Source organism: Streptomyces sp. CA-106110, from assembly GCF_050936285.1.
Taxonomy (GTDB): Bacteria; Actinomycetota; Actinomycetes; order Streptomycetales; family Streptomycetaceae; genus Streptomyces.
Window position 1 is genome coordinate 3,017,553 of the sequence record NZ_JBNJNB010000001.1, and the last position, 13,977, is coordinate 3,031,529.

Consider the following 13,977-nt stretch of genomic DNA (forward strand, 5'->3'; position numbering starts at 1 on the left):
TCAGCGCTTGGTGGTGCTGTTGAACAGCGAACGCGACCAGACATAGCCGATCAGGGCGATGCCGGCGCACCAGGCGAGCGAGATCCAGCCGTTGTTGCCGATCTCCGAGCCGGAGAGCAGGCCGCGCAGGGTCTCGGTCATCGGCGTGAACGGCTGGTACTCGGCGAACCAGCGCAGGCCCGGCGACATCGAGTCGGCCGGTACGAACGCCGAGCCGAGGAACGGCAGGAACTGGATCAGCAGTGGCTTGTTGCTCGCGGACTCGACGGTCTTGGAGATCAGCCCGAGCGCCACCGACAGCCAGGTCACCGCGAAGGCGATGGCCGTGAGGAGGCCGGCCGCGGCCAGCCACTCCAGCGGGGTCGCCCCGGACCGGAAGCCGACGGCGAGCGCGACGCCCACGACCGGGACCATGCACACCATCGTCTGGATGACGCTGCCGATGACATGGCCCGTCATGAACGACGAGCGCGTGATGTTCATGGTGCGGAAGCGGTTGATGATGCCCTCGGTCATGTCGGAGCAGACCGCGATCGAGGTCGACATCGAACCGGCGGCCACCCCCATGATGATGATGCCGGGGGTGAGGTAGTTCACGTACGTGCCCCGGCCGCCGCCCATGCCGGCGCCGATCGAGTCACCGAAGGCGTAGACGAACAGCAGGAGCATCAGAATCGGCATCAGGGCGCTGCCGAGCCCCACGGACGGATAGCGGATCGCGTGCTTCAGGTTGCGCCGCAGCATCGTCATGGAGTCGTGCACGGCGTAGGTGAGAGTGCTCATCGAAGGGTCTCCTTGACGTGAAGCGAGGTGCTGATGCCGGTTTCGGTGGTGCCGCGGCCGGTCAGGGCGAGGAACACGTCGTCGAGGTCGGGGGTGTGCACGGAGAAGTCGACGGATCGGATGCCGGCGGCGTCGAGCCGGTCGATCAGGACGCGCAGCGCGTCGAGGCCGCCGTTGCCCGCCACGCGCAGGGCGAGGTTCTCGTCGTCCCGGGCCGCGCCGGGGAAGGCGGCCGCCGCGCGCTCCAACTCGGCGGAGTCGGTGAACCGCAGCCGTACGTGGCTGCCGGGGATCTGCGCCTTGAGCTCGTCGGCGGTGCCCTCGGCGACGATCCGGCCGCCGTCGAGCACGGCGATCCGGTCGGCCAACTGGTCGGCCTCGTCCAGGTATTGAGTGGTGAGGAAGACGGTGGTGCCGCCCGCGACCAGCGAGCGCACCGTGTCCCACATGGTGCGCCGGCTGCGCGGATCGAGCCCGGTCGTCGGCTCGTCCAGGAAGATCACCTGGGGGTCGCCGACCAGTGTCATGGCGAGGTCGAGCCGGCGCCGCATACCGCCGGAGAAGGTCGCGGCCCGTTTGTGCGCGACGTCCGCGATGTCGAATCGCTGAAGCAACTCCCGGGCACGGAATCGTCCTTCACGCTTGCCGAGGCGCAGCAGGTCGGCCATGAGGAGCAGGTTCTCCTCGGCGGTGAGCAGGTCGTCGAGCGCGGAGAACTGCCCGGTGACGCCGATCGCGGCGCGCACCCCGTCCGGTGATGTGGCGATGTCGTGGCCCGCGACCTGGGCCTGCCCGCCGTCGGCGGCGATGAGCGTGGACAGGATCTGCACGGTGGTGGTCTTGCCGGCGCCGTTCGGCCCGAGCAGTGCGAACACGGTCCCGGCCGGGATACGCAGATCGATGCCGTCCAGGACGGTCTTGTCGCCGTATGACTTGCGCAGGCCGATGGTGGAGACGGCGGCGGGCGACTGTGAACCGTCGCCTCGCCTGGACGTGGGCATGACAGATGAAGGCATGGAGCCCTCCCGTTCGAAGGGTGGAGTGACGGGGAGAAGTGGGCGAGTTGGCGGGGCCGGCGCTCAGGCCCGGGCGCGGCGCACGTCGATGTTGCCCCAGCGGGTCCGGGCGCGGACCTCGACGGTGTCCTCCGTCTCCTCCGGGGCCTCGGAGGCGGCGAGCGTGTTGCGCACCTGACCTCGCTCTGAGCTGACGTCGAGCCAGGCGGCAGTGCCCTCGCGGATGCCGACCTCGATGGCCCCGTAGGCAGTCTCCAACTGGACGGTTCCGCGGGCGACTTCATCGACGCGCAGGGTGCCGTGGGCGGTGGTGGCGGTGACCGAGCCCTCGGCGCGCGCGATGTCGATGTTGCCGTGGGCACCGCTCACCTGCAGGTCGCCGATCGCGGCCCCGACGGTCGTGGTGCCGTGCGAGTTCTTCAGGACGGCGGGGCCGTCGACGGTGCCGACCCGCAGGCTGCCGAAGCTGGTGACGATCTCGGCCATGCCCTCGACCCGGTCGACGGTGATCGAGCCGTGGGAGACCGTCAGCTGGAGCGGCCCGGTCGAGTCCAGGCGGACGTCACCGCCCGAGGCCTTCACCCGGACCTCGCCGAGCCGGCCCTCGCCGAGCACCTGGGTCCAGGAGCCGTTCATGTCGATGCGCGAGCCCGTGGGCAGGTCCACCGTCACGTCGACGGCGCCGCTGGGCCCGATGAGGCGGCGCTCCTTCGTCCTGACGGTCAGGACGCCGCTCACGTAGGCGACGTCGGTCTGCTCGGCGGCCCGCACGTCCTTGTCCCTCTTCGGATTGAGAGGCCGGACCTCGGCGACCGTGTCGAGGCGGTCGCTCGCGGTGAACCGGATGGACCCGGCGCCCACGTGGGCGGTGACCGAAATCGGTTCGGGAGTGTCGAAAGAAGGCATGGCTGTACCGTCCTCTTGAGTCTTTGGGGTGTCCCCGCTGGTGGGACGTGGTGTGGGTGAAGTGGGGCGGGCGCGGCTAGCGCACCCAGCCCGTGAAGTTCTGTCCGATGGTTCGGGTCTTCTCCGGCGTACGCGGCCGCGTGCCGCCGTCGACCGCGGCCGACACGGCCCGCACCAGCCACGCGTTGACCGACAGGCCCTCGCGGCTCGCGGCCTCCTCGGCGCGCGCCTTGAGGTGGGCCGGCAGACGCAGATTGACGCGGGCGGTGCCGCCTTCGTCGCCTTCGGCGGGTGCCTGCACGTTGAGCGGTTCGACGGGCGCGACCGTCGCTTCCGTGGGGCCGCTGTAGGCGGGCGGCGGCGTCACCACGAAGTCGGGGTCGAGCCCGCGCAGCCGTACGTCGACCGAGCCGGGGGCGAGCTCGCGGGTGATCTCGTCCATCGCGGCGGAGAGCACATTGAGCATGGTCAGACGGGTCGCCGACTCCAGGGGAGCGGTGAGCCGCTCGGCCAGCTCGCGGGCATCTTCCCCGCCGGCTTCGGCGGCCACCGCAAGTTCGCGGCGGAGGGTGTCGACATACGGGGTGAGGTCCATGACGTCATCATGGCACCACTATGGCGCCACACGCAACCCCGAATGGCACCGCACGCCAGGCAAACCCGAGAGTCATCGCTCCGACCTGCGGAAACATAATGGGACCAGCCTGAGTCACTGTGGCACCACGCACGCTTGCGTGCTCTCTAGAACATGGAATGGCACCAGGACGGCACTGGATGGCACCAAGTGGCACCATGCGGCGCCATGCGGCGCCATGCGGGTCGCAAGGGGTGGTGTGCGTGCCCCCTCACAGTCCGGGCGCCGAGGGGACCGCGCACCGGTCGGCCCCGGCCCGGTCGGGGCTGTGGTCAGCGGGGCAGGGGCTGGTAGGTGAGTTGTTTGACGCGGCGCAGGACCGGTGTCGTCTCCACCTGCTGGACCCCCTCCAGGCAGCCGAGCGGGCCGCTCAGATAGGCGTACAGCGCCCGTGTGTTCCTGGCCAGTGCGGTCGCGACGATGTTCGAGGGGCCGGCGGTCGCGGAGGCGTGGGCGATCTCGTCGTGGGCGGCGAGGGCTTCACCGACGGATCGCAGGGCGGCCGGGGCGGCGGTGATCCACAGGACAGCCGCGACCGGATGGCCCAGGAGGTCCGGGTTGCACTCCGTGTCGATGTACAGGGCACCGGAGGCGAGCAGCGCGTTCAGGCGGCGTTTGACCGCCGACTCGGAACGGCCGGTGGCGCGCCGGAGTTCGGGGTAGCCGGCGCGTCCGTCCCGCTCCAGTACGGCCAGCAGCGGCTCGTCCTCCGGGTCGAGGCCCACCTGCTCGGGACCGGGAGCCGGATGGGGGCGCAGTGCGTCGATCTGATCGTCCGTGAGCGCGGCGAACTTGCGGATCCAGCCGTGGGCCCCGCCGTAGAAGCGGTGGAGCAGCTGGTGGGCGCGGATCTCCACCACGCTGGGCGTGCGCGGCAGTTTGCCGAGCAGCAGGTCGTCGTGGTCGCCGCGAGTGCGCGGCCGGGTCAGGCACAGGACCTCGGTGCCGCCGGAGGCGAGCCCGATCCAGTTGGTGTCGGGGCGTTTGGCGAGCGCGTCCGCGATGGTCAGCGCGATGTCCGGGGCGCAGCGCACCCGCAGCATCCACTGCTCCTGGCCCAGCCGGTGGGCGTCACGGACACCCACGACCCGCAGCCCGCCGTCGGCACGCAGCCTGCGGAAGCGGCGCGCGACGGTCTGGTCGGAGACGCCGAGCACCCCGCCGATCCGGCTGAAGGAGGCCCGGCCGTCGATCTCCAGGGCCGAGAGCAGTTGCAGATCGAGTCTGTCGAGGGTGTGGGATTCCATCTCCGTCGGCCCCTTCTCTGTCGGGTTCCGGCGTTCATGTATCCGCTTCCGCTGAGATCGGCCGCCGTCCGCTCATCGTAGGGAGCCATACGCATACATCGCACGAGGAGTTGGGACATGCGGGCATGGAAGCCGCTCACGGCGGTGTGCCTGAGCACATTCATGTTGCTGGTGGACGTGACGATCGTGGTCGTCGCGCTGCCGGACATGGCGCGGTCGCTGCACGCGTCGCTCAGTGATCTGCAGTGGGTGGTCGACGGATACGCGCTCGCGCTGGCGGCGTTGCTGCTGGCGGCCGGGGCCGCGGCGGATGTGCTCGGGCGGCGCCGGGTGCACGTCGCGGGCGTGGTGGTGTTCGCGGTGGCGTCGCTGATGTGCGGGCTCACGTCCGGGCCCGGGACTCTGGTGGCCGCGCGGGCGGTGCAGGGCATGGGCGCGGCCGGGATGTTCGCGACGACGCTGCCGTTGCTCGGCTCGGTATATCAAGGGCGGCAGCGCTCGGCGGCGCTCGGTGTGTGGGGCGCGGTCAGCGGCGTGGCCGCGGCAGTGGGCCCCGCGCTCGGCGGACTGCTCACCGAGGGGCCGGGCTGGCGGTGGATCTTCTTCGTGAATCTACCGGTCAGTGTGGCCGCGGTGTGGATGACGCTGCGGGCGGTCCCGGAGTCGCGGGGAGCCCACGGCAGGCGGATCGACTGGGCGGGCACGGTCATGATCGCGGGGTTCGCAGGCGGGACGACCTACGCGGTGGTGCGCGCCGGGGAGAACGGCTGGACCGCGCCGGTGACGCTGGGCTCGTTCACGGTCGCCGCGCTGGCTCTGGTGTGCTTCGTGCTGGTGGAGCTGCGGTCGACGCATCCGCTGCTGGACCTCTCCCTGCTGGGCAAGCCCGCGTTCGTGGGCGTGCTCGCGGGCGCGTTCGCCTTCAGCGGCGTGGCCTTCGGGGTGACGCCGTACCTCGCGATCTGGACGCAGACGGTGCTGGGCATGAGCCCGGTGCGGGGCGGACTGACGCTGCTGCCGCTGACGGTCGCCGCCATGGTGGTCGCGATCCTGGGCGGGCGCCTGCTGCACGGGGCGCCGGCCCGGCTGACCGTCGGCGGCGGGCTGCTGCTGATCGGCACGGGCGCCCTCTGCCAGAGGGTGCTGGATGCGGGCAGCGGCTGGACCGCGCTCATCCCGGGGCTCGTCGTGGTGGGCATCGGCACCGGCTTCGTGTCGCCCTCGGTCGCCGGAGCGGCGCTCGCCTCGGTGCCACCGGAGCGGGCGGGCATGGCGGGCGGCGCGGTGAACACGGTCCGCCAGTTGGGGTACGCGCTGGGGGTCGCCGCCTTCGGCACCGTACTGACCTCCCGGATGCGGGACACGTTGCCACGCGATGCGGCGCACACCCTGGCGAGTGGAGGTGCCGGGGCCTTGCGCCGCGGATTCTCCGAGCATGTGCTGCGCACCGCGTTCGCCTCCGGTCTCGACGCGGCTCTGCTGGTCGCGGGTGTGGCGGGCGTGATCGCAGGCACGCTGGTCCTCGTGCTGGTGCGGCAGCCGGAGAACGCGGTGACACAAACGGCGCCCCAGCCGCTGAAGGAGTCGGCGCCGCGGGGCTGAACACGGGGCGGTGGTCCGTGCGACCCCGGCCACCGCCCCGTCGCTACTGGCCGGTAGAGTGCAGCGTGCGGTAAGCGCGCCGTACAGATTCCGTGGAGATTGCGGGCCCGGAACCTACGCGGCCGTAAGGAATTCTGTCCGCTCCTTCCCCCTTGTGCGGTTATCTTCCCGGCTGGCCTGTGCGTTTGCCACGAGTGCCCGGGATTTCGCCCCTCTCCCGCCCGGCCCTTCGGTGGGGTAGCTTTCACGGCGCTGTGCGGAGCGCCACAAGGAGCGGGGATTGCACGAGTTCACCAACCCTCAGCTGGCGTCGGCGCCGCCGGTGGGCGGTCTGGCCGACGTCGTCTTCGACTATGCCCAGGAAGATCCGCTCCGTGTCGCACTCGGCCGCAAGGACGACGAGGGCCAGTGGCGCGATGTGACCGCCGCCGAGTTCCGCGACGAGGTCCTCGCCCTCGCCAAGGGTCTGCTGGCCCAGGGCGTCCGGTTCGGGGACCGGGTCGCGATCATGTGCCGTACGCGGTACGAGTGGACGCTCTTCGACTTCGCGCTGTGGACGATCGGCGCCCAGGTGGTGCCCATCTATCCCACCTCCTCGGCCGAGCAGGTCTTCTGGATGCTCCACGACGCCCAGGTGACGGCCGCGATGGTGGAGCACGAGGACCACGCGATGACGATCGCCACGGTCATCGACCGGCTGCCGCAGCTGCACCGGCTGTGGCAACTGGACGTCGGCGCCGTGCAGGAGCTCTACGACGCGGGCGCGCACATCGAGGACGAGGTGGTCCACCGGCACCGGCAGGCGGTCACCCCCGACTCGACGGCGACGGTCATCTACACCTCCGGCACCACCGGCCGCCCCAAGGGCTGTGTCCTCACGCACAGCAACTTCATGTTCGAGGGCGACACGGTCATCGAACGCTGGGAGCCGGTCTTCCACTCCAAGAGGGGCGACGAGGCCTCCACGCTGCTCTTCCTGCCGCTGGCCCATGTCTTCGGCCGGATGGTCGAGGTCGCCTGCATCCGCGGCCGGGTCAAGATCGGCCACCAGCCGCAGCTGAACGCGGCCGCGCTGCTGCCCGACCTGGCCGCGTTCAGGCCGACGTTCTTCCTCGCCGTGCCCTACATCTTCGAGAAGGTCTTCAACGCGGCCCGCCGCAAGGCCGAGAAGGAGGGCCGCTCCGGCCCCTTCGAGAAGGCGGTCGAGGTCGCCGTCAAGTACGCGGACGCGGTCGAGGCGAAAGCCTGGGGCATCGGCCCCGGCCCGTCGGCGGGCCTTCGCATGCAGCACCAGTTCTTCGACAAGGTGGTGTACACCAAGATCCGTGCCGCGATGGGTGGCCGGGTGCGGCACGCGATGTCCGGAGGCTCCGGGATGGACCGCCGGCTCGGCCTGTTCTTCGCGGGCGCCGGCGTACACATCTACGAGGGGTACGGGCTGACGGAGTCGACGGCCGCGGCGACCGCGAACCCGCCCGAGCGCACCCGCTACGGCACGGTCGGCCAGGCCATCCCGGGCACGACCGTGCACATAGCCGACGACGGAGAGGTCTGGCTGCACGGCGGCCATGTCTTCCAGGGCTACCTCAACAACCCGAAGGCCACCGACGAGTCCCTGCACGACGGCTGGCTCGCCACCGGAGACCTGGGCTCGCTCGACGAGGACGGCTTTCTCACCATCACCGGGCGCAAGAAGGAGATCCTGGTGACCTCGGGCGGCAAGAGCGTCTCGCCCGGGGTGCTCGAGGAGCGGGTGCGGGACCATCCGCTGGTCGCCCAGTGCATCGTGGTCGGCAACGACCGCCCCTATATCGCCGCGCTGGTCACGCTCGACGGGGAGGCCGTGGAGCACTGGCTGCAGATGCGGGGCAAGCCCAGGATGTCCCCGTCCCAGCTCGTGCGCGACCCCGATCTGGAGACCGAGGTGCGACGTGCCGTGGTCGCCGCGAACACCCTGGTCTCGCAGGCCGAGTCGATCCGCACCTTCCGCATCCTCGCGCACCAGTTCACCGAGGAGCACGGCCTGCTCACCCCGTCGCTGAAGCTGAAGCGCAAGGCGATCGAGAACGCGTACGCGACCGAGGTGGAGGCGTTGTACCGGGCCTGAGCCCGGCACGCCGCCCCGGCGGCGACGGGTAGTCGATGGTCACCCGGAAGATCTTGTCGGACCCGTCCCCCGCACCTCTGTTCCTCTCGATCGTTCGATGGGCGCGGGCGGGCGAATGCAGGGGCGCCGTGCTGCCCGGCGGTGGTTCTGCGCCGGGCGGACGGGACGCGGACGACGCCCGGTTCGACGGCTTGCCCCAAGGTGTCGGTGTGCTGTTCGCCGGTCAGGACTACTGACCGGCTGATCAGTTTGCACTGTCGAAGAGTCAAGGTTCTCCTGGACCCTGTCCTCCGATGTCTTCCGAATGAGCGGTTCCGGTCGGCGCACCACGGACACCATCTCGTTCATGTGCGCGTACCTGCTTCCGGATGGGTGGGGGTGGATGAGCCCGGAAAGGCCCAGGCAGGCGGCATGTTCACATGCGTGCGCCGCGTTCAACGACGCGTTCGGTCGCGATACAGAGTTACGGGATGACGGAGCCCGGTCAATGGCCTGGACCGAGAAGGTCGGATCCATGTCCGGCGGATCTGCTGCTCTCGGCCGGGATACGGAGCGGGAACGACCGGCCAGGAATGCGCGGCGGGCTGTGATCGTTGACGATGGGCGTACCACCCGACGACTGAAGGATCGAGAGTTCGTGAGCAGCAAGGTCCCCCCGATCATCCTGAACAATGGCGTCGAGATGCCCCAGCTGGGCTTCGGCGTCTGGCAGGTGCCGGACGACGAGGCGGAGACCGCCGTGGCCACCGCCCTGGAGGCCGGGTACCGCAGCATCGACACAGCAGCGATCTACGGCAACGAAGAGGGTGTGGGCCAGGCGGTGGCCGCCTCCGGGATCCCGCGCCAGGACCTCTTCATCACCACCAAGCTCTGGAACAGCGACCAGGGGTACGACGCCACGCTGCGCGCCTTCGACGTGTCGCTGGAGAAGCTCGGCCTGGAGTACGTCGACCTCTATCTGATCCACTGGCCGCTGCCCTCGCGGGGCAAGTTCGTCGACACGTACAGGGCTTTCGAGAAGATCTACGGCGACGGCCGCGCGAAGGCGATCGGTGTCTCCAACTTCCTCCCGGAACACCTCCGGACGCTGATCGCCGAGACCTCGGTCATCCCGGCGGTCAACCAGATCGAGCTGCACCCGCGCCTGCAGCAGCACGCGGCGCGCGAGTACCACGCCGAGCAGGGCGTCGCGACCGAGGGTTGGTCCCCGCTGGGGCAGGGCAGGGGCCTTCTGGAGATCCCGGCGATCGTCGCCATCGCGCAGAAGCACAACCGCACGCCGGCCCAGGTCGTGCTGCGCTGGCACCTCCAGCTCGGGAACATCGTGATCCCGAAGTCGGTGACTCCGGCCAGGATCAGGGAGAACATCGAGGTCTTCGACTTCTCGCTGGACGCCGAGGACATGGGGGCGATCAGTGCGCTGAACGAGGACCGGCGTCTCGGCCCGGACCCGGAGACGTTCGACATGGGCTGACGGGACGACATCCCGGCGACGCCCCGCGGACCGCTTGCCCGGCGGCTCCGAGGGGCGTCGCCGTGCGTTCCGGGGGCAGTCGCCGACCAGGACCGGAGAGCGTCTCTGACTGGCTTAGCGAGCCTGAGCGTTGCTCAGCCTTGGGAGCCAATCGCCTTCGTGCCCTGGTACTGAACGACAGGAGCCGCCAGCCCGCGTGGCACGTCCCTCCGGACGCTGGTCGACCGGGCCGCAAGACCCGACCGAGGAGGGTGCCCAACGTCGCCTGGGCGCCGGGCGTGCGCGTAGCACTCTGCCACAGGTTCACTACGGTTCGCTAATCCAACTGGTGAGCCTCGGGTCCTCGCGCCTCAAGAGGCGTCGGGAGTCGCTCCACCCCACCGCGCACACGGGCGGCCCGTTTCCCGTCGGCTCCCAACTGACGGTATCTGTGGCCTCGTTGGGACTTGACGCGGCCACGCCGACGGGTCCACCTTGTACGGCACCCGGTAAGGAAACTTTCCTAACAGAAGGGTCCCCCCACAGTGCGCACTCGAACACTGACCCTCGCCGCGGCCTCAGGCGCCGCGCTCCTCGCCACCGCCGTGCTCCCCACCAGCGCCTCCGGAGCGGCCGCTCCCAAGTCCCCTCAAGAGGGCACGGTCAGCGCCGCGGACCTGCTCGCGAAGGTGACGTCCTGTTCGCAGATATCGAACGGCAAGTACAAGACCGACGACGAGACCTCCGCCACCGTCCCCGTGTGCGGCAAGAACGGCGCGGTGTTCTGGAAGGCCGACATGGACATCGACTGCGACGGCCAGGTCACCGGCAAGTGCAACGGCGACACCGACCCCTGGTTCCAGGACGACACCGCCTTCCACCAGTCCGACGGCAAGCCCCTGCGCGCCGACTCCCTCCCGTACGTCGTCGTGCCGAGCGCGAGCAGCATCTGGAAGTACTCCAGCTCCGGCATCAAGGGCGGCGGCGTGGTCGCCGTCATCTACAACAACAAGGTCGAGTACGCCGTCGTCGGCGACACCGGCCCCACGAAGATCATCGGCGAGGCCTCGTACGCCACGGCCAACGCGCTTGGCATCGACCCCAACCCGGAGACCGGCGGCGCCGACTCCGGCGTGACGTACATCCTGTTCAAGAACTCGCAGGTGTCGCCGATCGAGAGCCACAGCGCTGCGGTGTCCCTCGGCCAGTCGCTGGCCAAGCAGTTCATCCAGAACAACTGAACGGACAGGGCCGGCAGGCCCGGTACCGCGGGCACGCGCGGCACCGGGCGCCGGCACCCAACGGCCGGGCGGCAGGGCTCAGGAGGCCCGGACGGCCGTGTACACCGTGTGCGCCTTCAGCACGAACACATCGCGCCTGCGGTGCACGCTCGCCTCGTCCTCCGGGTCGAGGAGCCGGTCGAGGATGGCGCGGTCCTCGGCGTCGAGGCCGTCCGTGAGCGCATCCCTGAGCCGGGCCAGAGAGCCGGCCACATAAGCACGCGCCCGGTCCGTGACGGGTGCGGGAAGGTCCAGCAGGAAGCTGCGCGTGCCGGAGTGCTTCAGACCCGCGGCGGTCAGCAGAGCCGGCCAGTCCTCGGTCTCGGTCACGGCACCGGGCAGCGATTCCCGCATCTGTGCGAACCACTCCGTCTCCACGGCGTCGACCCGTGCCTGCAGACCGGGACGGCCGATACCGATGTCCCGGGGCAGGAACCGCGCGGGCAGTCCGCCCTCCAGCAGGGCCAGAGTGCCGCCGGGGGCCAGCCGCTCGGCGAACGCGGCAAGAGCGGCCCGCTGGTCACCGAGGTGGTGCAGGCTGTTGCTCGCCCACAGCAGATCGGCGGGGTAGTCCAAGTGACCCAGTGCGTCGGGGAGTTCTCCCGCGATGGTGGCGAAGCGATCGGCGAGGCCCAGGCGTGCGGCCCGGGCGCGCGCCCGCTCGAGGAGGGGCTCGGAGCCGTCCACCGCGACGACCCGCGCGCCCGGGAACGCCTCGGCGAACAGACAGGAGACGACACCGGGTCCACTGCCCGTGTCGACGACCAGGCCGGGCGCGCCCACCTCCTCGGCCAGCCAGGCCATGACCCGCTCGTACAGGGGAGTGAACAGCTCTGCCTGTGCCTCGAGCAGGGGAGCCATGACGGCCCAGTCGATATCGGTGTGATCGTCGTGGTGGTGCGCCATGGTGGTGAGCCTCTCGTCCGGAGGACCCCAGCCTGCGCCGACGCACCGATAAATGGCCACTTCTGTTGCAGGAACGGCAAACGCGTACGCGGAAACGGCACGGCGTCCTCTGCCGCACGGCGTGGGGCCGCCGCACCGGACGACGCGGGCTGGCACATCGAGGGGAGCAATTTGCCCGAGGCAGCCACCCTGTGGCACACGAACCTGTGGTCGAAGGGCCGCGCGCTGCTCATGCACTTCCTGTTCACGGAAGTCACCCAGGACGACGCGCCCCGGTCCTGGAGCCGCACGGCGAAGGGTGCGCCTCGCTCCTGACATCGGGATGCGAATTCCAGCGCGGTGACATGAACCACGCATATAGGGTGATCACATGCAGCTCAGGTATGGGTTCCGCCTGTACCCGAACGGTCCTCAGCAGTCCGCTCTGGCCCGGGCATTCGGGTGTGCGCGGGTAGTCTTCAACGACGCGCTTCGCGTCCGTGAGGACGCCCGCGCCGCCGGGTTGCCGTTTGTCACGTCGGCCGAGCTGTCCAAACAGCTCACCTCAGCGAAGAGGACGCCCCAGCGGGCATGGCTCGCCGAGGTTTCCTCAGTGATCCTTCAGCAGTCCCTCAGGGACCTGGACGCCGCGTACCGCAACTTCTTCGATGGCCTGAAGGGCAAGCGACCCAAGACGGGGCCGCCTTGCTTCAAGTCCAAACGCGACAGCCGCCAGGCGATCCGGTTCACCGCGAACGCCGGATGGAGGATCACCCCCGGCGGCAAGCTCCGCCTGCCCAAGGTCGGCGACGTGAGCGTGAAGTGGTCGCGCACCCTGCCTTCCACCCCGTCCACGGTGACCGTGATCAAGGACAGTGCCGGCAGGTACTTCGCCTCCTTCGTGGTGGAGACCGAACCAGCCGAAGTCCTGCCCGAGGTCACACCCCAGGTCGGCATCGACCTGGGCCTGGGGCACTTCGCCGTCCTCTCCGACGGCCGCAAGATCGACAGCCCGCGTTTCCTGCGTCGGGCCGAGAAACAGCTCAAGAAGGCCCAGCGCTCGCTGTCCCGCAAGGCCAAGAAAAGCGCCAACCGGAACAAGGCCCGGCTCCGCCTCGCCCGCGCTCACGCACGGGTGGCCGATGCGCGGCGGGAGTTCCACCACCAGCTCTCCACCAAGCTGATCCGCGAAAACCAAGCCATCGCGGTGGAAGACCTGGCGGTCAAGGGACTTGCCCGAACGCGCCTGGCCAAGTCCGTCCACGACGCCGGATGGTCGCAGTTCCTGGCCATGCTGGAGTACAAGGCCAGCCGCTACGGGCGCACCCTTGTGCGCATCGGCCGGTTCGAGCCGACTTCGCAGGTATGCTCCGCCTGCGGCGTCAAGGACGGACCCAAGCCCTTGCACGTCCGCGTGTGGGAGTGCGGGGCCTGCCAGACCGTCCTCGATCGAGACATCAACGCGGCGGTCAACGTCGCCAAGGCCGCCGGACTGGCGGTGACAGCCTGCGGAGCGCAGGTAAGACCGGGACTCGTCCCGGCACAGCGCGATGAAACAGGAACCCACCCGAACCCGCACCCGACAACGGCGCGGCAAGCCGGAATCGCCCTCCTTTAGGCGGGCGAAAAAGTCAACTCTGCCACCCCTTCCTCCACGCCGCCCAGCCCCACCACGGCACACGCCCCCGCTTCATGGCCCAGCCGCCGCTGTACCCGGCGGTGCCGTACGAGTTGGAACGGGCGGACGGGAACCACTCCCCCGTGGAGTACGCGATCCGCCGGGGCCTGGCCCGGGAGGGCTGACGCGGCGCGTCGCCCCTGACCACGGGAGGGTCCCTGGGGCTGCGGACCGCCCTCGTGGCGATCGCCTCGCCCCCACCGGTGCAGTACAGGCCCGTGACCGACCACCCGTTTGACGCCATCACCCCCGACGCCATGACCGCCGCCCCGGCGCCATCCGTCCCCCCGGGGCAGGCGGTCATCAGATGTCGGGCTTCCCCGTGGAACCCACCGGTTGCGCGTGGCCGACCGCGCCGGCGACTGCCGGGCGCGGCTCACTCGCCG

The 13,977-nt window shown here is 70.0% G+C and carries 11 protein-coding genes and 2 pseudogenes; 7 read left to right on the plus strand and 6 right to left on the minus strand.

The window, feature by feature from the left end; all coding sequences use genetic code 11:
* The 5 genes from ACQEXA_RS13850 to ACQEXA_RS13870 all read right to left on the minus strand — a co-directional run bounded on the left by ACQEXA_RS13850 (position 1) and on the right by ACQEXA_RS13870 (position 4,586).
* Positions 1 to 783: an ABC transporter permease gene (locus tag ACQEXA_RS13850; protein WP_432934645.1), complete on the minus strand. Its 783-nt coding sequence runs from the start codon at positions 781 to 783 to the stop codon at positions 1 to 3.
* A complete protein-coding gene (locus tag ACQEXA_RS13855) occupies positions 780 to 1,799 on the minus strand; it encodes an ATP-binding cassette domain-containing protein (RefSeq protein WP_433130077.1) in 1,020 nt (339 codons plus the stop codon). The genes ACQEXA_RS13850 and ACQEXA_RS13855 overlap by 4 nt, the downstream gene beginning before the upstream one ends.
* Before the next feature lie 63 nt (positions 1,800 to 1,862).
* A complete protein-coding gene (locus ACQEXA_RS13860; protein WP_433130080.1) occupies positions 1,863 to 2,705 on the minus strand; it encodes a DUF4097 family beta strand repeat-containing protein in 843 nt (280 codons plus the stop codon).
* Positions 2,706 to 2,781: 76 nt separating this feature from the next.
* Positions 2,782 to 3,300, minus strand: a complete 519-nt coding sequence (locus ACQEXA_RS13865; protein ID WP_432934639.1) for a toxin-antitoxin system HicB family antitoxin — start codon at positions 3,298 to 3,300, stop codon at positions 2,782 to 2,784.
* A gap of 311 nt (positions 3,301 to 3,611) precedes the next feature.
* A complete protein-coding gene (locus ACQEXA_RS13870) occupies positions 3,612 to 4,586 on the minus strand; it encodes an Lrp/AsnC family transcriptional regulator (RefSeq protein ID WP_432934637.1) in 975 nt (324 codons plus the stop codon).
* A 117-nt stretch (positions 4,587 to 4,703) separates the two neighbouring features.
* Here ACQEXA_RS13870 and ACQEXA_RS13875 point away from each other — a divergent pair, with 117 nt between their 5' ends.
* From ACQEXA_RS13875 to ACQEXA_RS13890, 4 genes are all read left to right on the plus strand, one after another.
* Positions 4,704 to 6,188: an MFS transporter gene (locus ACQEXA_RS13875; protein ID WP_432934635.1), complete on the plus strand. Its 1,485-nt coding sequence runs from the start codon at positions 4,704 to 4,706 to the stop codon at positions 6,186 to 6,188.
* Between the two features lie 280 nt (positions 6,189 to 6,468).
* Positions 6,469 to 8,295, plus strand: a complete 1,827-nt coding sequence (locus ACQEXA_RS13880; RefSeq protein ID WP_359402250.1) for an AMP-dependent synthetase/ligase — start codon at positions 6,469 to 6,471, stop codon at positions 8,293 to 8,295.
* 637 nt (positions 8,296 to 8,932) lie between these two features.
* Positions 8,933 to 9,769, plus strand: coding sequence for an aldo/keto reductase (locus tag ACQEXA_RS13885; protein WP_432934632.1), 837 nt, complete (start codon positions 8,933 to 8,935; stop codon positions 9,767 to 9,769).
* A gap of 524 nt (positions 9,770 to 10,293) precedes the next feature.
* Positions 10,294 to 10,989, plus strand: coding sequence for a glycoside hydrolase family 75 protein (locus tag ACQEXA_RS13890; RefSeq protein ID WP_433130082.1), 696 nt, complete (start codon positions 10,294 to 10,296; stop codon positions 10,987 to 10,989).
* Positions 10,990 to 11,067: 78 nt separating this feature from the next.
* Here ACQEXA_RS13890 and ACQEXA_RS13895 read toward each other — a convergent pair whose 3' ends face one another.
* Positions 11,068 to 11,934: a class I SAM-dependent methyltransferase gene (locus ACQEXA_RS13895; protein WP_433130084.1), complete on the minus strand. Its 867-nt coding sequence runs from the start codon at positions 11,932 to 11,934 to the stop codon at positions 11,068 to 11,070.
* A 129-nt stretch (positions 11,935 to 12,063) separates the two neighbouring features.
* Here ACQEXA_RS13895 and ACQEXA_RS13900 point away from each other — a divergent pair.
* The 3 genes and pseudogenes from ACQEXA_RS13900 to ACQEXA_RS13910 all read left to right on the plus strand — a co-directional run.
* Positions 12,064 to 12,207, plus strand: a pseudogene (locus ACQEXA_RS13900) (phytanoyl-CoA dioxygenase); the annotation flags it as partial.
* A 97-nt stretch (positions 12,208 to 12,304) separates the two neighbouring features.
* The gene (locus ACQEXA_RS13905; RefSeq protein ID WP_433130086.1) at positions 12,305 to 13,531 is read left to right on the plus strand and encodes an RNA-guided endonuclease InsQ/TnpB family protein; all 1,227 of its coding nucleotides are present in this window, start codon (positions 12,305 to 12,307) and stop codon (positions 13,529 to 13,531) included.
* Positions 13,483 to 13,716, plus strand: a pseudogene (locus tag ACQEXA_RS13910) (phytanoyl-CoA dioxygenase); the annotation flags it as partial. The gene ACQEXA_RS13905 and the pseudogene ACQEXA_RS13910, both read left to right, overlap by 49 nt.
* Positions 13,717 to 13,977 lie beyond the last annotated feature (261 nt).

Excerpts from the sequence above, each read along its gene's own strand:
- ACQEXA_RS13860 (WP_433130080.1), bottom strand. The coding sequence starts at position 2,705 with ATGCCTTCTTTCGACACTCCCGAACCGATTTCGGTCACCGCCCACGTG.
- ACQEXA_RS13875 (WP_432934635.1), top strand. The coding sequence starts at position 4,704 with ATGCGGGCATGGAAGCCGCTCACGGCGGTGTGCCTGAGCACATTCATG.
- ACQEXA_RS13895 (WP_433130084.1), bottom strand. The coding sequence starts at position 11,934 with ATGGCGCACCACCACGACGATCACACCGATATCGACTGGGCCGTCATG.
- ACQEXA_RS13870 (WP_432934637.1), bottom strand. The coding sequence starts at position 4,586 with ATGGAATCCCACACCCTCGACAGACTCGATCTGCAACTGCTCTCGGCC.
- ACQEXA_RS13865 (WP_432934639.1), bottom strand. The coding sequence starts at position 3,300 with ATGGACCTCACCCCGTATGTCGACACCCTCCGCCGCGAACTTGCGGTG.
- ACQEXA_RS13850 (WP_432934645.1), bottom strand. The coding sequence starts at position 783 with ATGAGCACTCTCACCTACGCCGTGCACGACTCCATGACGATGCTGCGG.
- ACQEXA_RS13855 (WP_433130077.1), bottom strand. The coding sequence starts at position 1,799 with ATGCCTTCATCTGTCATGCCCACGTCCAGGCGAGGCGACGGTTCACAG.
- ACQEXA_RS13905 (WP_433130086.1), top strand. The coding sequence starts at position 12,305 with ATGCAGCTCAGGTATGGGTTCCGCCTGTACCCGAACGGTCCTCAGCAG.